Origin of the sequence: Streptomyces sp. LN549 (assembly GCF_043203805.1) — a bacterium.
GTDB lineage: Bacteria > Actinomycetota > Actinomycetes > Streptomycetales > Streptomycetaceae > Streptomyces.
This window is the reverse complement of record NZ_JAZHRI010000002.1, coordinates 1,192,376-1,213,014: the sequence shown is the minus strand read 5'-3', so window position 1 is coordinate 1,213,014 and position 20,639 is coordinate 1,192,376. Positions and strand designations below refer to the sequence as shown.

The window sequence follows — 20,639 nt, the reverse complement described above, 5'->3', positions numbered from 1 at the left end:
GGAGGCAGAGTGGCCGCAGCGGAGCTTCAGGGCGCTCGCGCCGTGGAGCCTTGCGCGGCTCGCTGCGCCCCCATCGGCAGGGCGCCCGGCGCGACGACCTCATGACCGTCGATCATCACGGTGCCCGCGTCGACGGCACCGGGCGACGCCCGCGACGCATCAGTATGGGAGACCCGACATCATGAACACAGAACTGCCTGCCGCACTGGTGGGGGCGTATGCGGCTTTGCCCTCCCTGCGTGCCGACCAGGAAGACTTCTACGACGGGCTCGCCGGCCGGGGGATCGCTGACGGGCTGGAGATCCCGTTCCGCGACGGCCTCGGTGAGGACGTGCGTTGGCTGGCCGCTCAGATGCGCGGGCGCTTCACCCGTTCAGTGATCACCCTGATTCCCGGCACGATGGTGCGCGTAGGGGCCACGGGTGTCTTCGGGCTCGCCTCAGGGGACCACGACGGCCGGCGGGCCGCGCTCGGATTCCTCCGCGAGGCTCGCATCGCCGCCGAAGAGCTGAACCAGCTCACCGGCGAGCAGTCGGTCTCCGCCATCCACATCCACACCGCGCCCTCGGCGACCGCCGTGGGAGAGATGTTCGCTCGTTCTCTCGACGAGATCGCGGCGAGCGTTCCCGCCGCGGGCGGCTGGTCCACCCGGCTCGTCCTGGAGCACTGCGACGCGTACGCGCCGGCCGTCCCGGGAGAGAAGCGGTTCCTGCCGCTGGAGGACGAAATCGCCCTCGCGCGCGCAGGGGGGATCGGTATCACCATCAACTGGGGCCGTTCGGCGATCGAGGCGCAGGACCCGGGCCGACCGCTCGCCCAGATCGGCCGGCTGGCCTCCGAGGGCCTGCTGGAGGGCGTCATGTTCTCCGGCGCAGGCCCGACCGCGAACGAGTTCGGGGGACCGTGGGCGGACGCGCACCTGCCCCTCACCGAGGACGAGCCCACATCCCTCATGGGCGCCGACGAAGTGCGCCGTTGTCTCCGCGCGGCCGAGGGCGCGTTCTCCTACGCGGGGGCGAAGATCCAGGTTCCCGGCGATGCCACAGTCGACGAGCGGCTCACGAAGGTGGGCCACGTCATGCGGCTCCTGTCCGAGTGCGGGGCCGCGCCCGCGCCGGCCGGGACCACCGCGCGCCCCTGAGCTCCGCCGGGCCGGGACCATGAGTCCCGGCCCGGCGAAGGGGCCGGTGCCGTCCGCCGTCGTGCGGCAGTCCGTCAGTGGTGCCGGTGGCCCTTGCGTCCGGACGCCTTCACGGTCCAGGTCAGGCTCTCGGTGGCCTCGGCGCGGACCCGGGGGTCGCGGATCGACTCGGTCCGGTCCAGGGACTCGACCGTGACGGTGTGCGTCCTGCCGTCCGCGGGGACGCCCAGCGCGGCGGGGACGGCCGCGGTGAGACCCTGTGCCCGCTTCACCCGGACGCCGTCGACGTACCAGCGCAGCTCCGGCGCGGCGAGGCCGGTGAGCTCGGCCCGGGAGACCTTGATGCGGCTGGACCTGAGGATCGCGCTGCTCGTGCCGGTGTCGCTGCTCAGTGCGTTGGCCTCGCGGTAGAAGCCGGCGATCATGGCCTCGCGGCCGGGAAGGTTGAAGTCGCCGATGTTCAGGGCCCGCATGAGGGAGTTGGCCGTCGGGCGGTAGATCCCGAAGGGGTAGTAGCTACTGCCCTCGTACGTACCGACGGTGCCGCCCGTGGGGTCGGTCTCGCCGAGCCAGCGGTACCACTTGGTTCGGTTTGCGGCCATCTGCTCCGCGGTGAACGTGCTGGAGTTGATGTCGGCGACCTCGCCACCCGTCCAGGTGCCGTAGCTGTCGTAGGCGTACTCGTCCGCAAGCAGGCCGACCGAGTGGGCGATCTCGTGGGCGGCGATCATGCTCGACTGCGCGTTGTCCGAGGAGAGGGTCGAGACGCCGTCGAACGGGTAGCCCTCCGCCTCCAGGCCCGAGTAGCCGGCGCCGCCGTACTTCGTGGAGTTGGAGATGACGATGACCAGGTCGGCCTCGGGGGCCTTGGCGGCGTAGGAGGCGACCTTGTCGATGTCGGCGCAGATCAGCCGCTCGGTCTCCGAGCACCAGAAGTAGCTGCCGAGCGCGGTGTCCTTGGTGACGTCGGCGGTGGGGTCACCTGTGATGCCGGATTCGTTGGACACCGCGTCGACGGTCCACACGTTCATCAGGCCTTGATAGCTCGAGTACGGCTCGATGCCGGTGATGTCCGCCCACTTCGTGGCTGCCGCGGTGTGGAAGGCGTCCTGCTGGTCGGCGGTGTAGCCGTCGCCGACGATCACCACGTCGAGCCGGTCGGCCGAGGAGCCCGTCACGGAGAGCTTTCCGACCGCCCCGTCCGTGGCCGCAGCGGTGGGTGTCACGCTCCGCGCGGTGGAACGACGGGTCACGGTGTCCGTGTTGACCGGGACCTCGGTCCGTCGGCCCTCGCCGCCTGGCTGGGGGAAGTACTCGACGGTGACACGCGGTTCCTGCGTGGGCTCCGGGTCCACGGCGAACGCGGGAGCGGCGAGGGCCGCCCCCATGATCGCTGTGAGCGCGACGCCCACGGATATTGCGGCCGTTCTGGGGGTGTGCATGCCAATCCTCACTCTGTCGTCCGGCTCGGAAATGAAGTAAAGCGACAACATAAATATGTTTAACGTGTCGCATAACCTAGGCTGGGCGCCGAGCTGTTGGCAACAGTCCCGCAGGCCCCGGCGGTGACGGGGGAGCGCGGCCGGCGGTGCCCGCGAAGCCGGCCGGGCGGCAGTATGGGACGGCGACGGCCGGCGGTCTCTCGGTTCAGTAGTCGCAGAGGCATGAAGCAGCCGGTGACCACCGGCGGACGCAGGACGAGGGGCAGCCATGGCGGGAAGCAGCAGGGCGACCGGCGAACCGGAGCGTACGTCCGGAGGCGAGGCTTCCGGCCGGCCGCACCGGGAACAGGCGGAGGCGCAGGACGCACCGGCCGTGATCGGCCGCCGGGTGAAGCGGCTCCGCAAGGAGCGCGAACTGACGCAGCGACAGCTTGCCGAACCCGCGTACACCGCCGCCTACGTCTCCACCCTGGAAGCCGGCAAGGTGCGGCCCTCAGAAGCCGCCCTCCGGCACATCGCCGAACGGCTCGGCGTGGCCCACGAGGAACTCGCCACGGGCAAGCCGACCCACATCGCCACCGCCCTGCGCATGGAGCTGGCCGACGCCCAGCGGATTCTGGCCGTTGAGGACGCCGCCGACGCGCGCGCCGCCTATGCGCAGATTCTCGGCCGGGCCGAGGAGTACGGGCTCACGCACGAACGGGCGGCAGCGCTCGTGGGCCTCGGGGAATGCGCGTTGGATACGGGCGACCTCACCGAGGCCCTGGCCCGGTTCGAGGCCGCGGAACACGCGCTGGCCGACCAGCCGCTCCCCGCCCGTGCGCGGGCGGTCCGGGGCCGGTCGGTCGCCCACTACCTGGCCGGTCAACTGCGCTACTCGTGTTACCTGCTGGAAAGCGCGATCGATGAACTGAACACGTCCGGGCTGCACGACCCGGGAGCGTTGCTTCAGCTCTACACGGCCTCGATCGCCCCGTACATGGACATGGGCGCCCACGCCCGCGCCGCGCAGGCCGCCGAACTCGCACTCGCCCTGGTGTCCCAGGTCTCGGACCCCGCCCTGGTCGCCACCATGCACCGAACGGTGGCCCGCACGCTGCTGGCCGAAGGCAGGGTCGACGCCGCCCAGGCGTCGTTGGAGCGGGCCACCGAGCTCTACCAGCAGCTGCAGATCCGTACCGAGCTTGCTCACTGCCACTGGATGCGGGGCTATGTCTGTGCCCAGCACGACGACCTCGTGCGAGCGGAGACGGAACTGCGTACCGCGCACTCGATGCTGGTGTCCAAGCGGGCGGCACTGTACGTCTCGCAGGTGGAGGTGGAACTCGCCGACGTCCTGCGCAGGAGAGGGAAATCGACGGAGGCCGCGGAGCTGCTGGAAAGCCTGCTGGCCGGACTCCAGCCCGGCCGCGGCGCGGTGCACGCCGGCGGCGCCCACCGGCTTCTCGGCCTGATCGCAGAGGAGGCCGGAGACGCCGAGGCCGCCGAGCTGCACTACGCCACGGCGCTCTCCCTGCTCGAACAGACGGGCGCTGCCGGAGATCTCGCCGACATCTGCCGGCTGCTGGGGGACCTGCTGCGCAGCGAGGGCCGGACGGAAGCGGCCCTGAACGCCTACCGGACCGGCCTCGGGCACCGAGCCGAGCCGGGCACCACCACACTCGGCCCCGCTCCCGCCCGCCCGCCGTTCGCTCCCTGGGCCTGACGCGCGGGCTTGCTGACGGACGTGGACGGTCTTCACGGAGCGTCGTCGGCGCACCGGTACGAGGCGGTGCCGGACGGCCGGGTCGAGCTGCTGCGAACGGTTCACGATCGCGGGGGAGTTCCTCGGCCGACGGCTGGGCACCACCCACCGGTCGATCCGGAAGTGGCCCACGCCTGGCGCCGCACCCGCGCCGGCCGGGGGCGGGTGCGGGTCGACGGCCTGGTGGACGAGGTCGGCTGGAGCCGCAAGCGCCTGTCGGCCCGCTTCCGGACCCAGCTCGGCATTGCGCCCAAGCGCGCCGCCCGGCCGGTGCGGTTCGATCACGCCGCCCACCTTCTCGTGGCAGGGCCACACCGCGGCCGGCGCCGCCATCGAGAGCGGCTACGTCGACCAGTCCCATCTCCACCGCGAGGTCAGGGAGTTCGCCGGTCTCACGCCCACGGCTGTGGCCGTCACGCCGTGGCTCACGATCGACGACGTCGCGTGGCCGCCTTCCTCGCCGAGCCGGAGTCCTGAGGCGGGTGGAGAACCCGGCACAGGCCCTCGTCGAACAGCGTGGAGCGCCGTGCGCTTCGGTGACGCGTCACCCGTCCACTCGGTGTGTTCCGCCCAAGAGCGGGCACCGGCGGGGGCATGGGCCACCGGGGCACGGGGAGGCCCGAGGATCCGGACCGCCCCTCGCCCGCCGGCAGCCGCAGCGTCAGCCCGCCCCAGGCAGGGTCTTCAGTGCCGCCCGCGCCTCGTCCATGATCCGCTCGACCAGCTCCGAGCAGGACGGCAGATCCTCGATCAGGCCCGCCACCTGCCCCGAGGCCATCACCCCGATGTCGGTACGCCCCTCGACCAGCGAGGCCTTCAGCAGCATCGGGGTGTTGGCGGCCAACAGCACCTGGCTCCAGGTCAGTTCCTTGCCGTGCTTCATCGCCATCCCGTCGCGGACGAGCCGGGGCCAGCTCGCTCCGGACTCCTTCCGGAAGGCCGAAGCGTGCCGCAGTGCCCGCAGCAGTGAGGTGGCGCGGCCGGAGCGCTCCAGCGAGTCGACCATGGCGGTACGCAGCATGCGGTGCGGCAGGCCGTCCACCTGTGTGGTGACCGTGACGTCCTTGACGGTGGCGGCCAGGTACTTGGCCTTCACCGCGTCGGGGACGGTGCTGTCGGAGGTGAGCAGGAAGCGGGTACCCATCCCGATGCCGGCTGCCCCGTACGCGAGCGCGGCGACGAGACCGCGGCCGTCGTGGAAGCCACCCGCCGCGATCACGGGGATGCCGACGGCGTCCACCACCTGGGGGAGCAGCACGGTGGTGGCCACGTCGCCCGTGTGGCCACCACCCTCGCCGCCCTGCACCATGACCGCGTCGGCCCCCCACGCGGCGACCTTCTCCGCGTGCCGGCGGGCGCCGATGGAGGGGATGACGACGACGCCGGCGTCCTTGAGCCGGGCGATCAGGTCCTTGGAGGGGGCCAGCGCGAAGGACGCCACCCGCACCCCTTCGTCGATGATGATCCCCACCCGCTCGCCCGCGTCGCCCGCATCCGCCCGCAGATTGACGCCGAACGGCGCGTCCGTACGGGACTTCACCTCGCGGACCGCCGCGCGGAGCTGCTCGACCGTCATCGTCGCGGAGGCCAGGATGCCGAGCGCCCCCGCGTTCGCGGAGGCCGACACCAGCCGGGGACCGGCCACCCATCCCATTCCGGTCTGCACGATCGGGTACCGCACCCCGGTCAGCTCGGTGAGCGCGGTCGGCAACGGTTCGGGCCCGGTCATGCCGGGACCTCGCGTTCGCGCATCCCCTTGGGGTCGATGACCTCGCGGATCAGCCGGAGCTCGGCCTCGGTGGGCTCCCGGGTGAACGGCACCTCGTCGGGGACGGCGAGGGCGAACCCGGTGGCTGCGGTGACCTGTTCGAGGCTCACACCGGGGTGCAGGGAACGCAGCCGCATCGTGCGGTCGGGGGTCTCGAAGTCGAAGACGCCCAGATTGCTGACGACTTCGGGGATCCGGTGGTAGCGGGTCGCGGACGGACCGGCCTCGGCCGCCCGGTCGTACCCGACTCCGCTGACCATGTCGACGTGCTCCACGAACACGCGCGCCGAGTGCTTGGGTACCCAGTAACTGGTGGGGTTGTTCAGGGTGTTGACCGGGGCGCCGCGTACACCGAGCAGCTGGCGCGTGGGCCTGGCCCAGTCGCCGATGCAGGAGATGTTCTGGTTGCCGTGCCGGTCGATCTGGCTGGCACCCATCATCACGTGCCGGCGGCCGGTGGCGGTGAGCGTCAGGTGCTGCCGGAACGGCAGCCAGCCCTCGATGCTCCCCGGCTTCGTCCCCACGGCCGGGGTATCGGCCATCATCAGGGCCTCCCCGTCGGTCAGCAGCAGTCCGGGGGAGAAGGTGAGCCTCGCCAGGCGTGCGCCGATGGCCGGGACGGTGCCCATGGGGCTGGCGAGGATCTCGCCCGCGTCCCGCCAGGCCTCGGCGCAGGCCACCACGCAGTACTCGGCGCGGCTCGCCTTCGGGATGCCGGTGGTCTCGGTGCCGCTCATGCTTCCTCCTGGTGGAACGCGGTGACTGCGGCCTGGTAAGCGGCCTCGTCCCCGGACAGGAACCGTTCGACGAACGCGGGCCAGGCCTCGGGGTCGCGTGCGGCCCGGACGTAGGCGCGCTGGAAGGCCTCGTCCCGGTCGTGGTCGGGCACGCAGGAGGTGAAGTGCGCGCCGTTCGGTGTCTCGACGACCCCGTCCACGAACATCCGCTTGATCAGCAGCGTCTGCGGCCCGTGCTCCTTCAGCAGGTCCGCCGTCTCCACGATCCGCTCGCAGGAGACGAACCCCTGGTCGGCGGCCTCGCAGAACAGGTCGTCGAAGTACGGGTCGGGGCCCAGGTACTGGCCGTTGCCCTGCACGTCGGAGCGGTTGAGGTGGACCAGGGCCGCGTCCAGCCGCAGCGCCGGAGCCGCGACCAGCCGCTCGCCGTCCTCGTACGGTGACGTGACCGTACGCAGAGCGGGGTTGACCTCCATCAGGTCCGAGCCCAGACCGGCGCGCACCGGCATGAACGGCAGCCGCTGCGCCCCCGCAGTCAGGCCCCACATCATCATCGCCTCGTCCATCTCGACCATCTCGAAGGCGCCGCGCTGCCGTGCCGCCGTGAAGTGCGGCTCCAGCGGTATCGAGTCGAGCGTTCCGAAGGCGGCGACCAGCTTGCGGATCTTCCCCGCTGCCGCCAGCAGGCCCACGTCGGGGCCGCCGTACGACACCACGGTCAGGTCGGTGATGTCCGAGCGAAGCAACGCCCGCACCAGGGCCATCGGCTTGCGGCGCGAACCCCAGCCGCCGATGCCGACCGTCATACCGCTCTCCAGCCGGCCGACGACGCCGTCGGCCGTCATCGTCTTGTCCTGTGTCACGTCTGCTGCTCCTTGTCCGTGCCGAAGGTGTCGCGCACACGGTCGGCGACGCCGCTGAGGTTGGCCTCGAAGGTGAAGCCCTGCTCGAAGCGGTAGCTGCGGCGTACGTCGACGGGGTCGATGCCGTTGATGGCGGCCTTGGCCAGCCGGATGAGGTAGCCGTCCTTGGCGGCGATCTCCCCGGCGAGCTCCAGGGCGGCCCCGGCGAGCTGCTCGCGCGGCACGACGCTGAACACCGAGCCGTGCCGGTGCAGTTCCCCGGCCGACACGGTGCGCGAGGTGTAGTACAGGGTCCGCATCAGGTGCTGCGGGACGAGCCGGGCCAGGTGTGTGGCCGCGCCGAGCGCGCCGCGGTCGAGCTCCGGCAGGCCGAAGGAGGCGTCGTCGGCTGCCACGATCACGTCCGCGTTGCCCACCAGGCCGATGCCGCCGCCCAGACAGAAGCCGTGCACGGCGGCGATGACCGGGACCTCGCACTCGTAGACCGCGGCGAACGCCTCGAAGCAGCCCCGGTTGGCGCCGATCAGCGCCTCGGGTCCGTCGGCGCGCTGCATCTCCTTGATGTCCACGCCGGCGTTGAAGCCGCGCCCCTCGGCGGTGAGCACCACACAGCGGACGTCCGGATCGGCCCCGGCGGCGCGTACCGCTGCGGCCAGGTCGTACCAGCCCTGTACGGGCAGGGCGTTGACCGGGGGGTAGTCCACGGTGACGACCGCGATGCCTTCGTGTGGGACGGCGGTGGAGACACCCATGAGCAGATCAGCTACCTTTCCACCAAACGTTTGTTAGGCCCAAAAGGTAGCAGCGATACGGACGCCGCGGGAGGGTGTCATGCCACTCAGCGGTACCGGCGCCCTCTTCCCCGCCCGTCGCGCGCCGCATGTCGCACGCCGCATGTCGCACGCCGCATGTCGCACGTCGCCTGTCGCCCGTCGAAAGGACACTCGTCATGACCTCACCCACCGCCCTGTGTGCCGGACGCGTCGCCGTCGTCACCGGCGCCGGCCGTGGACTCGGCCGCGCACATGCCCTGGCTCTCGCCGCCGAGGGGGCGAAAGTCGTCGTCAACGACCTGGGCGTGGGGCTCGACGGCTCCGGCTCGGGCACCGGGCCGGCCCAGCAGGTCGTGAAGGAGATCCGCGCGGCCGGGGGCGAGGCCGTCGCCCACAACGGTGACATCGCCACCTCCGAGGGCGCGGCCTCACTCGTCGCCACCGCACTCGACTCGTTCGGCCGGCTCGACACGCTCGTCAACAACGCCGGATTCCTCCGCGACAGGATGCTCGTCAACCTGGACGAGGACGACTGGGACGCCGTGATGCGCGTCCACCTCAAGGGGCACTTCCTGCCGCTGAAGCACGCGGCGGCGCACTGGCGTGCCGAGGCGAAGGCCGGCCGGACGCCCGTGGCCCGGGTCGTCAACACCAGCTCCGGGGCCGGGCTGCTGGGCAGTGTCGGCCAGGGCAACTACGCAGCCGCCAAGGCCGGCATCGTCGGCCTGACCCTGGTGGCCGCCGCCGAGATGGGCCGTTACGGAGTCCAGGTCAACGCGATCGCCCCGGCCGCCCGGACCCGGATGACCGAGGCGACTTTCGCCGAGACGATGGCGGCCCCCGGCGAGGGGGCCTTCGATGCGATGGCCCCGGAGAACGTGTCGCCGCTCGTCGTCTGGCTGGGTTCCGCCGCGTCCGCCGGGGTGAGCGGCCGGGTCTTCGAGTCCGAGGCCGGACGGATCACCGTGATGGAGGGCTGGCGGCCCGGCCCCACCGCCGACAAGGGCGCCCGCTGGACCCCGGCCGAGGCCGGAGCGGCGGTCACCGGTCTGCTGGCTGCGGCCGAGACCCCGCAGCCGGTGTACGGCGCCTCCTGACGCGCCGCGGCACGGGGTGGTGATCAACCGTCGCCCGTGCGTTCCAGGGGGAATGGGCGCCGGGGACAGCCGTGGCGACGGGACTGTCGATGCCGAGCCGCATGGGCACCTCTCTTGGACAGACCGGGACGGGACGGAAGGGAGGAGTTCATCCAATTCGCCCCGCCCCGGCTCGCGCAGGCTCCGTCCCGGTGGGCGGGAAGCCGTCCGGATCGCCGGGTTCCGGCCGGGTCCCACTCAACGGAACGATGCCCACCCGGCCGGCGCTGCGCACGAGAGCATCGGCGTCCGGCGGAAGGGCGACTGCACCGTGCCCCGAACGACGCTCTGGCGCGGCGGCTCGGGCATTGCTCGCCGGTGATCACCCTCGGTTACTATGCTCGCTTCATGCCGGAGGCCGGAGGCAACGGTGCACCGCCATCGACGGACCGCCCTGGGGAACGGGAAGGCGCACGTGGCGGTCGAAACTCCCCGGATCTCCCCAGGTTCGTGGACGCGATTCACCGTGGCCGCCCCTCCTGATCAATGAAACGTGAATTGCAAGGCAAAATAGATGGGTTGCCTGGGAAAATGCTGAATGAGGTCACTGCGACCCGCTATGTCACGCCCCTGCGTGAGGGCGGTTCGCTCCCCGGGATCGTCGAGGCCGACGACCTGGGTACGTACGTCATGAAATTCACCGGCGCTGGACAGGGCCGCAAGACGCTCGTCGCGGAGGTGATCTGCGGGCAGCTCGGGCGCCGGCTCGGACTGCGCGTCCCCGATCTCGTACAGATCCAGCTGGACCCGGTGATCGGTCTTGCCGAGCCCGACCAGGAGGTGCAGGAGCTGCTCAAGGCCAGCGGTGGGCTGAACCTCGGGATGGACTTCCTTCCCGGCTCACTCGGGTTCGACTCGCTGGCCTATCAGGTGGACCCGCGCGAGGCCGGACGCGTCGTCTGGTTCGACGCGCTGATCAACAACGTCGACCGGTCCTGGCGCAATCCGAACATGCTGATCTGGCACGGCGACCTGTGGCTCATCGACCACGGCGCCACCATGATCTGGCACCACAACTGGCCGGGTGTCCAGGCGTCCGCCGCCAAGCCGTACAACGCGTCCGACCACGCGCTGGCGCCGTTCGGGCCCGACATCGCGGCAGCCGCCGCCGAGCTCGCCCCGCTGGTCACCGAGGAACTGCTCACCGAGGTCGCCGCCGACGTCCCCGACGAGTGGCTGGTGGACGAGCCGGGCTTCGAGTCGACGGATCAGTTGCGCCGCGCCTATGTGGAGGCGCTGCTGCCGCGCGCCGCCACCATTCACGAGCGGATCACCCTGGACGCGCCGACCGCGTCCAAGCCCTCACAGGCCCCGGGCTGGCTCACCGAACGCCTCGCCCCGCGGCATGACAACCAGAACAGCGACAAGGGCGGCCGGCCGTGAGCAAGCGCGATGTCTTCGAGTACGCCCTCCTGCGCGTGGTGCCACGGGTCCAGCGCGGCGAGTTCTTCAATGCCGGGGTGGTGGTCTACTGCCGGGCCAAGGGGTTCGTCGCCGCCCGTACCGAGCTCGACGAGGGCAAGCTCCGGGCCCTGGACCCCGGCGCGGATGTGACCGGGGTGCGGGCCGCCCTGTACGCCGTCGAGGGCGTCTGCCGCGGAGGTACGGACGCGGGCCAGGCGGCCGGTGACGATGCGGGGCGGCGCTTCCGCTGGCTGATCGCGCCGCGCTCGACCGTCATCCAGCCGAGCCCGGTGCACAGCGGCCTCACCACCGACCCCGCCGCAGAGGTCGAAAGGCTGCTCGACCTGTTGGTGCGCTGATCGCATGGCCCTGGGCGCCGCCCCGCACCGTGCGGAGGCGGCGCCGTCCGGTGTGACATGCGCCGCTGCGTCCGTGGGCCGTTGACACCGGGTGCCAGGGCTTCTAGCGTCTCGTCTGCTGAAGGTACTAAGCGGTTGCTCAGTTATCGGGAGCGTTCTCGCGGGAATGCGCCTGACGTCCGCTGAGCCGCGATCCAAGGGCGAGGAGAGCCAAGCATGTCCACCACCGAGCAGCGCGTAGCCATCGTGACGGGAGCCGCACGGGGCATTGGTGCCGCCACCGCGGTACGTCTGGCGGCCGAGGGCCGCGCCGTCGCCGTACTCGACCTCGACGAGGCGGCCTGCAAGGACACCGTCGAGAAGATCACCGCCAACGGCGGCCGGGCCCTCGCCGTCGGCTGTGACGTGTCGGACAGCGCCCAGGTGGAGGCCGCCGTCGCGCGGGTCGCCGCCGAGCTCGGTGCCCCGACGATCCTCGTCAACAATGCGGGCGTGCTCCGCGACAACCTGCTCTTCAAGATGAGCGAGTCCGACTGGGACATCGTGATGAACGTGCACCTCAAGGGTGCGTTCCTGATGGCCAAGGCCGTCCAGAAGCACATGGTGGACGCCAAGTTCGGCCGGATCGTCTCGTTGTCCTCCTCCTCGGCCCTCGGTAACCGCGGCCAGGCCAACTACGCCGCGGTCAAGGCGGGTCTGCAGGGCTTCACCAAGACCCTCGCCAAGGAGCTCGGCAAGTTCGGCATCACCGCCAACGCCGTCGCGCCCGGCTTCATCGTCACCGAGATGACCGCGCAGACCGCGGAGCGCGTCGGCATGGGCTTCGAGGAGTTCCAGGCCGCCGCCGCCACCCAGATCCCGGTGCAGCGCGTCGGCTTCCCCGAGGACATCGCCAACGCCATCGCCTTCTTCTCGGGCGACGACGCCGGCTTCGTCTCCGGCCAGGTCATGTACGTCGCCGGCGGACCGCTCAACTGACCCGAAGGGCTACGGACATCATGACTGTGCAGGACAGTGGCAAGGTCGCGCTGATCACCGGCGCGAGCCGGGGGATCGGCTACGGCATCGCCGAGGCGCTCGTCGCCCGCGGTGACCGGGTGTGCATCACCGGACGTGGTGAGGACGCTCTGAAGGAGGCCGTCGAGGCGCTCGGTTCCGACCGGGTCATCGCCGTCGCGGGCAAGGCGCACGACGAGGCGCACCAGGCGGCGGCCGTCGAGCGCACCATGGAAGCGTTCGGCCGGGTCGACTTCTTGGTCAACAACGCCGGCACGAACCCGGTCTTCGGGCCGATCGCCGAGCTCGACCTCAATGTGGCCCGCAAGGTCTTCGAGACGAACGTGATCTCGGCGCTCGGCTTCGCCCAGCAGACCTGGAAGGCCTGGCAGAAGGAGAACGGCGGGGCGATCGTCAACATCGCCTCCGTCGCGGGTGTCTCCGCCTCGCCCTTCATCGGCGCGTACGGCATGAGCAAGGCGGCCATGGTCAATCTGACCCTGCAGCTCGCGCACGAGTTCGCGCCGGTCGTCCGGGTCAATTCGATCGCACCCGCGGTCGTGAAGACGAAGTTCGCGCAGGCGCTGTACGAGGGCCGTGAGGCGGAGGCGGCCGCCGCCTACCCGCTGGGCCGGCTCGGCGTGCCGGAGGACATCGGCGGGGCCGCTGCCTTCCTCACATCGAGCCAGTCCGACTGGATCACCGGGCAGACTCTGGTCGTCGACGGCGGGATTTTCCTGAATGCCGGCGTCGGCTGAGATCGGCCTGGGCCGGTTTGGCCCTGATTGACTCAAGTGCCCCGTCGGACCAGCGGATTGACCCGGCGGGGCACTGCGGTATGGTCTGCCGACCCATGGCTGATCGAGGAGCGTGCACGTGTTCTACCGGGCCAGTCTGCAGGCTGCTGCAGCCCTTGCTTCCCTGTCTTTGCTGGCCGGCTGCGGTCTGCTTCCCGGCGGTGGTTCGGACGTGGAACAGAAGCTGGCGGTCGGGACCACCAGCTCACCGTCCACGCTCGACCCAGCAGCGGCATGGGACAGCTCCTGGGAGCTGATGCGCAACGTGTTCCAGACCCTGGTGAGTTTCCCCACCGGCAGTACGAGCCCCGAGCCCGACGCCGCGGACAACTGCAGGTTCACCGACACCACCAGCACCGCCTATCGCTGTGAACTCCGCAAGGGGCTGAAGTTCTCCAACGGGGACACGCTCGACGCCGAGGCCGTGAAGTACTCCATCGACCGGATCAGGTCCATCGCGGTCAAGGGCGGCCCGGTCGGAATGCTCGGCTCGCTCGACCGGGTGGAGACCAAGGGCGACGATGTCGTCATCTTCCATCTGACGAAGCCCGACGCCACCTTCCCGTTCGTGCTGGCCACCCCCGCCATGTCGCTGGTCGCGCCCAGCGCGTACTCGAAGCACAAGATCCGCGACGACGGCAAGGTGACCGGGTCCGGTCCCTACCTGCTGGACGCGTACAAGCCGGGGGACCGCTCCGTGCTGGTGAGGAACCCCGACTACAAGGGCTTCGCCGACCGCAAGAACGACGCGGTGACCATCCGGTACTTCAAGGAGTCCGCCGACCTGGTGCCGGCCCTCAAGAAGGGCGAGATCGACGCCACCTACCGCGGGCTGTCCGCCGAGGAGGTCGTCGCCCTCGAGGACAACACGGACAAGGACAGCGACCTCCAGATCGTCGAGAACGTCGGCGCCGACATCCGCTTCCTGGTCTTCAACCCGGAGGACCCGGCCGCCGGGAACCCGGCCGTCCGTCGCGCGATAGCGCAGCTCGTGGACCGTGATGCCCTGGTGGCCAAGGTCTACCGGGGCACGGCGGAGCCGCTCTACTCCATGGTGCCCAAGGGCATCGCGGCGCACACGACCAGCTTCTTCGACAGGTTCGGTGACCCGGACAGGAAGAAGGCGAAGAAGATCCTCACGGACGCGGGCATCACCAAGCCGGTCGCGCTGACGTTCTGGTTCACGACCGACCGCTACGGATCGTCGACGGCCCCCGAGTTCGCCGAGCTCAAGCGCCAGCTGGAGGCTTCCGGGCTGTTCAGGATCACTCTGAAGAGCAAGCCCTGGAAGACCTTCCAGGAGGGCTTCACCAAGGGTGAGTTCCCCGTCTTCGGCCGAGGCTGGTTCCCGGACTTCCCGGACCCGGACAACTTCATCGCCCCCTTCGTGGGCAAGGACAGCGTCACCGGCATGCCCTACGTGAAGAACGAGATCACGAAGGAGCTGCTGCCCCAGTCCCGCAAGGAGAGCGACCGCGGTGCGGTCAGCAAGCAGTTCGAACGGGCCCAGGAGATCCTGGTCGACGACGTCCGGGTGCTGCCGCTGTGGCAGGGCAAGCTCTATGTCGCGGCGGGCGAGGACATCGGCGGCGGCGAGCGTGCACTGGACCCGCAGACGGTCATGCAGATGTGGGAGCTGTACCGCAAGGCCAACTGGTAGCGGGCCCGCGGGGGCCCGGCGGCCGTGCCTCCCGGCCCCCGGAAGGCTCCCCGGAGTCCGTTGTCAGTGGCTCCCGGTAGGTTCTGAGGTCAAGAACCAATTGCTTACCGGAGGTTGTTGACGTGACCGACACCTACCCGCTGCCCGAGTCCTGGCGCGGCGTCCTCGGCGAGGAGCTCGAGAGCCCCTACTTCAGGGAGCTCACCGAATTCGTCGAGAAGGAGCGGGCCGACGGTCCGGTCTATCCGCCCCGGGAGCAGGTGTTCGCGGCTCTGGAAGCGACTCCGTACGACAAGGTGAAGGTCCTGGTCCTCGGCCAGGACCCGTACCACGGCGAGGGCCAGGGGCACGGCCTGTGCTTCTCCGTGCGGCCGGGCGTGAAGACGCCGCCCTCCCTGCGCAACATCTACAAGGAGATGAAGGAGGAGCTCGGCCTTCCGGTCCCGGACAACGGGTATCTGATGCCGTGGGCCGAGCAGGGAGTCCTCCTTCTCAACGCTGTGCTGACGGTGCGCGCGGGTGAGGCCAACTCCCACAAGGGCAAGGGCTGGGAGAAGGTCACCGACGCCGTGATCCGCGCCGTCGCCGCACGGCCCGACCCGGCGGTCTTCGTGCTCTGGGGCAACTACGCGCAGAAGAAGCTCCCGCTGATCGACGAGGAGCGCCACGTGGTGGTGAAGGGTGCGCACCCCTCGCCGCTCTCGGCGAAGAAGTTCTTCGGCTCTCGCCCGTTCACCCAGATCAACGAGGCCGTCGCGGCGCAGGGGCACCGGCCCATCGACTGGCGCATCCCCGACCTGGGCTGAGGGCGCGCCCGAGCCTGAGTGCGAATGTCCGCCATCGCGACTAGCGTCGAACCGGCTGTAACCGGACGAATCCGATAGGAACGGCAAGGATTCGTCAGGTATCGGTCGGAGCGGGTCGAAAATGATCGGCCGGGCGTGGGCGGACAGGTGCGAGGGAGACCGCGGTGACGGAGCAGCAGGAGGCGTCGCAGGACGTCGTCATGACCAGAATCGGCCAGGCGATCATGTTGCTCCACGGTGGTGACCGGGAGGAGGCCCGCAACCGCTTCGGCGCGCTCTGGGCAGAGATCGGTGAGAGGGGTGACGCGTTGCACCGGTGCACCCTCGCGCACTACATGGCCGACACCCAGGACGACCCCGGTGACGAACTGGCCTGGGACCTGCGGGCTCTCTCCGCCGCACAGACGCTGACGGGGAAGCGCGTGGCGCAGCACCGGGACGCGCTCGCGGTGCGCGCCTTCTATCCCTCGCTTCACCTCAACCTCGCCGCGGACTATGTGAAGCTCCGGCGCCCCGCCGCCGCCCGGATCCATCTGGACCGGGCCCGGGAGGCCTCGGGCGTCCTCGCGGACGACGGTATGGACGACGGGTACGGGGGAGGCGTCCGGGCGGCCATCGGCCGTCTGGAGCGGCGGCTGCGGGAGTTCTGACGCCGGCCGTCCGGGACTCGTTGCCTGAGCCGTGAGGGAGGGCGCGGTCCGGTGGCCCGCCCGGGCGGGCCACCGGACTCCTCGTGCCGGTGCCGGTCCGCCGTATCAGCGGCCGTAGGTGCTGTCGCAGATGCGTGACTGCGGGCTGCCCGCGGGCCAGTGCCCGTACCCCCGGCCGAGCGCACAGACGTCCGTCCCGGTGGCGGGTGCGGGCAATGCGGGCACGGGGGCGGGCGGAGCGGCCCGGCGTGGCTCCGGACGGGCGGCCTGGCCGGGGCGGTTCTGCTGCGGGGGCCGCGGGCCGTCGCGCCGGGCCGGCGGGGGCGGCGCCGGGGCTGCCCGGCGCGAGACCGAAGGTGAGGGCTTCAGGTCCGGCAGCGCTTCCAGCGTGTCGTGTACCGGGGGCCGGACGACCTGCGGAGCCAGGTCCTGCGCCGGCCGGCTGCTCTCCGGGCGTGTCGGTGCGCTCGGCTGCGGTTGTACGGACACACACCCGGAGAGGGCCGCGACGGCCACGCCGACCAGGAGTTTCACGGTGGTTCTGATTCGATGCACCTGATCAACTCTGGGGTCCGACCCGGTCGTCGGGTGAGTCGGCAAGCCCGGATTGGCCCGCACGAGTGACCCGGTCAGCGTGGCGTTCCGTGTGCAGCCGATCGGTGGCGGCCCGTACGGCGGTGTGCGTCAGCTGCTGCCCGGCATCCCGCGCAACAGCTCGCCGAAACCGGGCGCAGCTCCGCCTCGGTCGGGACGGAGCGGTGGCAGGCGCCCGCCGCGACGGCCGCGCCGTCCTCGTGGGGGACTCCGCCCACGCGATGGCGCCCCCCCTGGGCCAGGGCGGCAACCAGGCGATCGAGGACGGGATCGTGCTCGCCCACCACGTGGCACCCGGAGGGGATCCGGGCGCGGGGTTGGCCGGGTACACCGCCGACCGGCTGCCGCGGACCACGCCATCGTCCGCGAGGCCGCACAGGCCACCCGGTGATGCGGCTGACCTCCGCCCCGGCCGTCGCCGTACGGGGCTTCGCGATGTCCACGGTCTCCCGGCTCGGGCCAGGCCTCGTCCTGCGCACGTTCGACGGCATCGCCGACTGGCGGCCGCCGCAGCACACGTATGCTGCCCGGACGAAGGACGCGCCGGACCGGCCGCGGTCGACCCCCACGGAGGAGGACCGCGACGTGCGGCGCTGAACAGCGAGAAGGAGACCCTGTGAAGGTCGGCTGCATCGGGCTCGGCGACATCGCGCAGAAGGCGTACCTGCCGGTGCTCACCACCCTGCCGGGGGTCGAACTGCATCTGCAGACCCGCACCCCCGCCACCCTGGCCTCGGTCGCCGCCGCCCACCGCATCCCGGCCGGGCAGTGCCACACCGACCTCGACTCGCTGCTCGCCCAGGGCCTGGACGCGGCGTTCGTGCACGCCCCGACCGCCGTGCACCCGGAGATCACCGGCCGGCTGCTCGAAGCGGGCGTCCCCACCTATGTCGACAAGCCGCTGGCCTACGAACTCGCCGAGTCGGAACGCCTGGTGGAGCTCGCGGAGGCACGCGGTGTCACCCTGGCGGTCGGCTTCAACCGACGGTTGGCACCCGGCTACGCGCAGTGCGTCGAGCACCCGCGCGAGCTGATCCTCATGCAGAAGAACCGCGTCGGGCTGCCCGAGAATCCGCGGACCATGGTCCTCGACGACTTCATCCACGTGGTCGACACGCTGCGCTTCCTGGTGCCCGGACCCGTCGAGCACACCGTCGTCCGGGCCAGGATCCGTGACGGCCTGATGCATCACGTCGTGCTCCAGCTGGCCGGGGACGGCTTCACCGCCGTCGGGGCGATGAACCGGCTCAGCGGCTCGACCGAGGAGCGGCTGGAGGTCTCGGGCCAGGACTCCAAGCGTGAAGTGCTCAACCTCGCCGAGGTGATCGACCACAAGGGCCAGCCGAGCCTGCGACGGCGCGGCGACTGGGTGCCGGTGGCCCGTCAGCGCGGCATCGAGCAGAGCGTCCTGTCGTTCCTGGACGCGGTCCGGGCCGGAAAGCTGCTGAGCGCCCGGGACGCCCTGGAGACGCACGAGCTGTGCGAGCGCGTCCTGCGGGACCTCGACTGCGCGTAGCGCCCGCCGCCAACGCCTCTGACGGCTCCGGATGCGTGCGGACCGGGCCCGATGCAGGCTGGGTGGACGGACCACCCGCACGCCCGTGGAGGTGACCTGGTGAAGCGCCACCGCGAGCCACCGGGCTGGGGAGCGCTCCAGCCCCCTCCCGGCTACTACCGGGCCGACGGCCGTCCGCCCGACGCCATGCATCGTGCCCTGATCCTGGACTGGGCGGTCAACCAGCGGATCGCGGGCGGCTGGCGTGTGGAGTCCCGCTCCGAGACCCAGGTCGTCATGGTCCGGGGCCGGCGGCCGAACCATGTGCTGCACGCCGTCGTGACGGCCTTCACCTGCTTCCTCTGGGGCCCGGTGTGGCTGGTCCTCGGCGTGACCAGCAAGGTCGAACGGGTCGCGCTCACCGTCGACGCCATGGGCGACATCGTCACGGTGAACGGACCGGGCGGCACTGCCTGAGACGCCTGAGACGCGGGCTCGCTGCACGAACCGGCCTCCGTCGCCTGAGACCCGGACTCACTGTGGCGCGGACTCTGCCGGGGTCTCCTCGGTCCAACGGGCTGAGCCCAGCGACCCCCCGCCGCCGGCCGGCACCACCGCGGCGACCGCCCCCACCGGCTCCGCCCGGTCCCGCCTGCGCACGTACCGCACGCCTTCGAAGGCACAGAAGGCGGCCAGCACGCCCAGCGCGCCGTACACCGGCCAGTCGCCCAGCCGCACGTACAGCGTCGTGCCCCGGGCCAGCGGCACGCCGTACACCGCCGCCCCGCTCGTGTCCGTGCCGAGCGGAGCCCCGACGGGCTGCCCCTGCGGGCCGTACACCGCGCTGACACCCGTCAGCGTGGCGTGCACCATCGGGCGGCCGTTCTCGGCGGCCCGCAGCGCGCCCAGCGAGGCGTGCTGGCCGGGCGCCCAGCCGTGCTGGAAGGAGGAAGTGGACGACTGGGCGATCAGGAGCCGGGCGCCGTCACGGGTCAGCCGCCGGCTCATGTCGGGAAACGCGGACTCGAAGCAGACGAGCGGACCGATGCGCAGGCCGTGCGCGCCGGGCAGTTTCATGGTCACCGGCCCCGTGCCGCGCAGGCGGTCCTCGCCCGCCGCCTTGCCCATCGAGGTGGCCCATCCGAGCGCCGAGCGGGCCGGGATGTACTCGCCGAAGGGGACCAGACGCATCTTGTCGTAGCGCTCCCCGGTCAGCCCCTGCGGCCCCACGAGCACGGCGCTCTTGAAGATCCCGGTCCGGCCCGACGCATCCGTCTGTCTGGCGTCCACGTTCACCAGCACATCCGCGCCCACCAGCCGCGACAGCGCGGCGATCCGGGCGGCGACATCGGGCCGCCGGGCCGGATCGACGCCGACGCTGCTCTCACCCCACACGACCAGATCGACGTCCTGGCCCGCCAGCGAGCGCGTCAGCTCCTCGCTGCGCGCGAAGCGGCGCTGCACGCTGCCGGGCCCCTCGACGACACCCGGCTGCACGACGGCGATCCGGGCCGTCCCGCTCTGCTCGGGCTGCGGTGCCCACACCCACACCGATCCCACGGCGACTGCCGCCGCCAGGAGCGTGACGACAGCCACCGTGCGGGCGGTACGGCCCGTGAGCAGCAGGGCGAGCGCCGTGTTCACCGCGACGACCAGCAGGCTCACCAGCCAGACCCCGCCCACCGACGCCAGCCGGAGCGCCGGCGACACCTGCCACTGGCTCGCGCCGAGGAGCCCCCAGGGGCCGCCGAGCCCCTCCCAGGAGCGGACCGTCTCGATCATCAGCCAGCCGCACGGAACCACGACCACGGCCACCACGACCCCGCTGCCGGAAACGGATCCGCGCAGGAGCCGGTTGACCAGCAGCCCCCAGGGAGCCCACAGCAGACCGAGCAGGGCCGCCAGCACCACGATGAACACATGCAGGCTGGGCATCAGCCAGTGGTGCACCGCCAGCATGTAGCCCGTCCCGCCGAGCCAGCCGTCGAGCGCCGCCCTGCGCCCCGTACCGGCGGAACGGATCAGTAGCAGCAACGGGACCAGGGCGACGTACGCGAACCACCACAGTCCCGGCGCGGGGAACGCGAGTGCGGGCAGCGCGCCGGCCAGGAGCGCGGCGCCTCCGCGCCCCAGGGTCGAGCCGAGTATCCGTTCGCCCCGCTCGCGTCCCACGGCCCCGCTCGGCATGCCGCGCCTCCTCGTCCTGCCACGTGGCAGGCATCATCCTCAAATCCGATTCCCCTGTTGTCCCCCAGTGTGGGGCAGCGGAAGCGA

20 protein-coding genes and 2 pseudogenes are annotated in these 20,639 nt (G+C 71.2%); 15 read left to right on the top strand and 7 right to left on the bottom strand.

Features of this window, described 5'->3' with window-relative positions:
- The first annotated feature begins 181 nt into the window (after positions 1–181).
- Positions 182–1,141 (top strand): DUF4862 family protein, encoded by a 960-nt coding sequence (locus SH922_RS05400; protein ID WP_393055223.1) that lies wholly within the window; start codon positions 182–184, stop codon positions 1,139–1,141.
- A gap of 74 nt (positions 1,142–1,215) precedes the next feature.
- On the opposite strand, the gene SH922_RS05395 is transcribed toward SH922_RS05400, so the two are convergent.
- A complete protein-coding gene (locus SH922_RS05395) occupies positions 1,216–2,583 on the bottom strand; it encodes a M64 family metallopeptidase (RefSeq protein ID WP_393055221.1) in 1,368 nt (455 codons plus the stop codon).
- Between the two features lie 268 nt (positions 2,584–2,851).
- On the opposite strand from SH922_RS05395, the gene SH922_RS05390 reads away from it, so the two are divergent.
- Together SH922_RS05390 and SH922_RS05385 are read left to right on the top strand one after the other, a co-directional pair.
- Entirely contained in the window at positions 2,852–4,288 is a 1,437-nt protein-coding gene (locus SH922_RS05390; protein WP_393055219.1) for a helix-turn-helix domain-containing protein, read from the top strand.
- 70 nt (positions 4,289–4,358) lie between these two features.
- A pseudogene (locus SH922_RS05385) lies at positions 4,359–4,814 on the top strand (helix-turn-helix domain-containing protein); the annotation flags it as partial.
- Between the two features lie 174 nt (positions 4,815–4,988).
- On the opposite strand, the gene SH922_RS05380 reads toward SH922_RS05385, so the two are convergent.
- Genes SH922_RS05380 through SH922_RS05365 form a run of 4 tightly spaced genes read right to left on the bottom strand, consistent with a single transcriptional unit; the run spans position 4,989 to position 8,447 of the window.
- Positions 4,989–6,056 carry an NAD(P)H-dependent flavin oxidoreductase gene (locus SH922_RS05380; RefSeq protein WP_393055217.1) on the bottom strand — a complete coding sequence of 356 codons (1,068 nt, stop codon included), beginning with the start codon at positions 6,054–6,056 and terminating at the stop codon, positions 4,989–4,991.
- Positions 6,053–6,832 (bottom strand): CoA-transferase subunit beta, encoded by a 780-nt coding sequence (locus SH922_RS05375; protein ID WP_393055215.1) that lies wholly within the window; start codon positions 6,830–6,832, stop codon positions 6,053–6,055. The genes SH922_RS05380 and SH922_RS05375 overlap by 4 nt, the downstream gene beginning before the upstream one ends.
- A complete protein-coding gene (locus SH922_RS05370) occupies positions 6,829–7,677 on the bottom strand; it encodes a CoA transferase subunit A (RefSeq protein WP_393063471.1) in 849 nt (282 codons plus the stop codon). Before SH922_RS05370 ends, SH922_RS05375 begins: the two co-directional genes overlap by 4 nt.
- A 14-nt stretch (positions 7,678–7,691) precedes the next feature.
- Positions 7,692–8,447, bottom strand: a complete 756-nt coding sequence (locus SH922_RS05365; protein WP_393055213.1) for an enoyl-CoA hydratase family protein — start codon at positions 8,445–8,447, stop codon at positions 7,692–7,694.
- 197 nt (positions 8,448–8,644) lie between these two features.
- Between SH922_RS05365 and SH922_RS05360 the strand changes: the two genes are divergently transcribed.
- From SH922_RS05360 to SH922_RS05325, 8 genes are all read left to right on the top strand, one after another.
- Positions 8,645–9,565, top strand: coding sequence for an SDR family oxidoreductase (locus SH922_RS05360; RefSeq protein ID WP_393055211.1), 921 nt, complete (start codon positions 8,645–8,647; stop codon positions 9,563–9,565).
- 570 nt (positions 9,566–10,135) lie between these two features.
- On the top strand, positions 10,136–10,987 hold the full coding sequence (locus SH922_RS05355) for a HipA family kinase (RefSeq protein ID WP_393055209.1): 852 nt from the start codon (positions 10,136–10,138) through the stop codon (positions 10,985–10,987).
- Entirely contained in the window at positions 10,984–11,367 is a 384-nt protein-coding gene (locus SH922_RS05350; RefSeq protein WP_362547699.1) for a DUF3037 domain-containing protein, read from the top strand. The genes SH922_RS05355 and SH922_RS05350 overlap by 4 nt, the downstream gene beginning before the upstream one ends.
- A 216-nt stretch (positions 11,368–11,583) precedes the next feature.
- Positions 11,584–12,345, top strand: a complete 762-nt coding sequence (fabG, locus tag SH922_RS05345; protein ID WP_393055207.1) for a 3-oxoacyl-ACP reductase FabG — start codon at positions 11,584–11,586, stop codon at positions 12,343–12,345.
- A gap of 20 nt (positions 12,346–12,365) precedes the next feature.
- Positions 12,366–13,121 (top strand): SDR family oxidoreductase, encoded by a 756-nt coding sequence (locus tag SH922_RS05340; RefSeq protein ID WP_393055205.1) that lies wholly within the window; start codon positions 12,366–12,368, stop codon positions 13,119–13,121.
- A 118-nt stretch (positions 13,122–13,239) separates the two neighbouring features.
- Entirely contained in the window at positions 13,240–14,820 is a 1,581-nt protein-coding gene (locus tag SH922_RS05335; protein WP_393055203.1) for an ABC transporter substrate-binding protein, read from the top strand.
- 122 nt (positions 14,821–14,942) lie between these two features.
- Positions 14,943–15,626 carry a uracil-DNA glycosylase gene (locus SH922_RS05330; protein ID WP_385276954.1) on the top strand — a complete coding sequence of 228 codons (684 nt, stop codon included), beginning with the start codon at positions 14,943–14,945 and terminating at the stop codon, positions 15,624–15,626.
- A 164-nt stretch (positions 15,627–15,790) separates the two neighbouring features.
- Positions 15,791–16,276, top strand: coding sequence for a hypothetical protein (locus SH922_RS05325; RefSeq protein ID WP_393055201.1), 486 nt, complete (start codon positions 15,791–15,793; stop codon positions 16,274–16,276).
- Between the two features lie 105 nt (positions 16,277–16,381).
- Here SH922_RS05325 and SH922_RS05320 read toward each other — a convergent pair whose 3' ends face one another.
- Positions 16,382–16,831, bottom strand: a complete 450-nt coding sequence (locus tag SH922_RS05320) for a hypothetical protein (RefSeq protein ID WP_393055199.1) — start codon at positions 16,829–16,831, stop codon at positions 16,382–16,384.
- Between the two features lie 65 nt (positions 16,832–16,896).
- On the opposite strand from SH922_RS05320, the pseudogene SH922_RS05315 reads away from it, so the two are divergent.
- The 4 genes and pseudogenes from SH922_RS05315 to SH922_RS05300 form a co-directional block, all read left to right on the top strand.
- A pseudogene (locus SH922_RS05315) lies at positions 16,897–17,160 on the top strand (FAD-dependent monooxygenase); the annotation flags it as partial.
- A 100-nt stretch (positions 17,161–17,260) separates the two neighbouring features.
- A complete protein-coding gene (locus tag SH922_RS05310; RefSeq protein ID WP_393063834.1) occupies positions 17,261–17,467 on the top strand; it encodes a hypothetical protein in 207 nt (68 codons plus the stop codon).
- A gap of 19 nt (positions 17,468–17,486) precedes the next feature.
- Positions 17,487–18,386, top strand: a complete 900-nt coding sequence (locus SH922_RS05305) for a Gfo/Idh/MocA family protein (RefSeq protein ID WP_393055197.1) — start codon at positions 17,487–17,489, stop codon at positions 18,384–18,386.
- Between the two features lie 99 nt (positions 18,387–18,485).
- Positions 18,486–18,842: a hypothetical protein gene (locus SH922_RS05300; protein ID WP_393055195.1), complete on the top strand. Its 357-nt coding sequence runs from the start codon at positions 18,486–18,488 to the stop codon at positions 18,840–18,842.
- A gap of 57 nt (positions 18,843–18,899) precedes the next feature.
- Here SH922_RS05300 and lnt read toward each other — a convergent pair whose 3' ends face one another.
- Complete coding sequence (lnt, locus tag SH922_RS05295) at positions 18,900–20,552, bottom strand: apolipoprotein N-acyltransferase (protein ID WP_393055193.1); 1,653 nt, start codon at positions 20,550–20,552, stop codon at positions 18,900–18,902.
- Positions 20,553–20,639: the final 87 nt, after the last annotated feature.

Bases quoted from the DNA above. Each gene is read 5' to 3' on its own strand.
- SH922_RS05400 (WP_393055223.1), top strand. From the start codon at position 182: ATGAACACAGAACTGCCTGCCGCACTGGTGGGGGCGTATGCGGCTTTG.
- SH922_RS05395 (WP_393055221.1), bottom strand. From the start codon at position 2,583: ATGCACACCCCCAGAACGGCCGCAATATCCGTGGGCGTCGCGCTCACA.
- SH922_RS05390 (WP_393055219.1), top strand. From the start codon at position 2,852: ATGGCGGGAAGCAGCAGGGCGACCGGCGAACCGGAGCGTACGTCCGGA.
- SH922_RS05380 (WP_393055217.1), bottom strand. From the start codon at position 6,056: ATGACCGGGCCCGAACCGTTGCCGACCGCGCTCACCGAGCTGACCGGG.
- SH922_RS05375 (WP_393055215.1), bottom strand. From the start codon at position 6,832: ATGAGCGGCACCGAGACCACCGGCATCCCGAAGGCGAGCCGCGCCGAG.
- SH922_RS05370 (WP_393063471.1), bottom strand. From the start codon at position 7,677: ATGACGGCCGACGGCGTCGTCGGCCGGCTGGAGAGCGGTATGACGGTC.
- SH922_RS05365 (WP_393055213.1), bottom strand. From the start codon at position 8,447: ATGGGTGTCTCCACCGCCGTCCCACACGAAGGCATCGCGGTCGTCACC.
- SH922_RS05360 (WP_393055211.1), top strand. From the start codon at position 8,645: ATGACCTCACCCACCGCCCTGTGTGCCGGACGCGTCGCCGTCGTCACC.
- SH922_RS05355 (WP_393055209.1), top strand. From the start codon at position 10,136: ATGCTGAATGAGGTCACTGCGACCCGCTATGTCACGCCCCTGCGTGAG.
- fabG (WP_393055207.1), top strand. From the start codon at position 11,584: ATGTCCACCACCGAGCAGCGCGTAGCCATCGTGACGGGAGCCGCACGG.
- SH922_RS05340 (WP_393055205.1), top strand. From the start codon at position 12,366: ATGACTGTGCAGGACAGTGGCAAGGTCGCGCTGATCACCGGCGCGAGC.
- SH922_RS05310 (WP_393063834.1), top strand. From the start codon at position 17,261: ATGCGGCTGACCTCCGCCCCGGCCGTCGCCGTACGGGGCTTCGCGATG.
- lnt (WP_393055193.1), bottom strand. From the start codon at position 20,552: ATGCCGAGCGGGGCCGTGGGACGCGAGCGGGGCGAACGGATACTCGGC.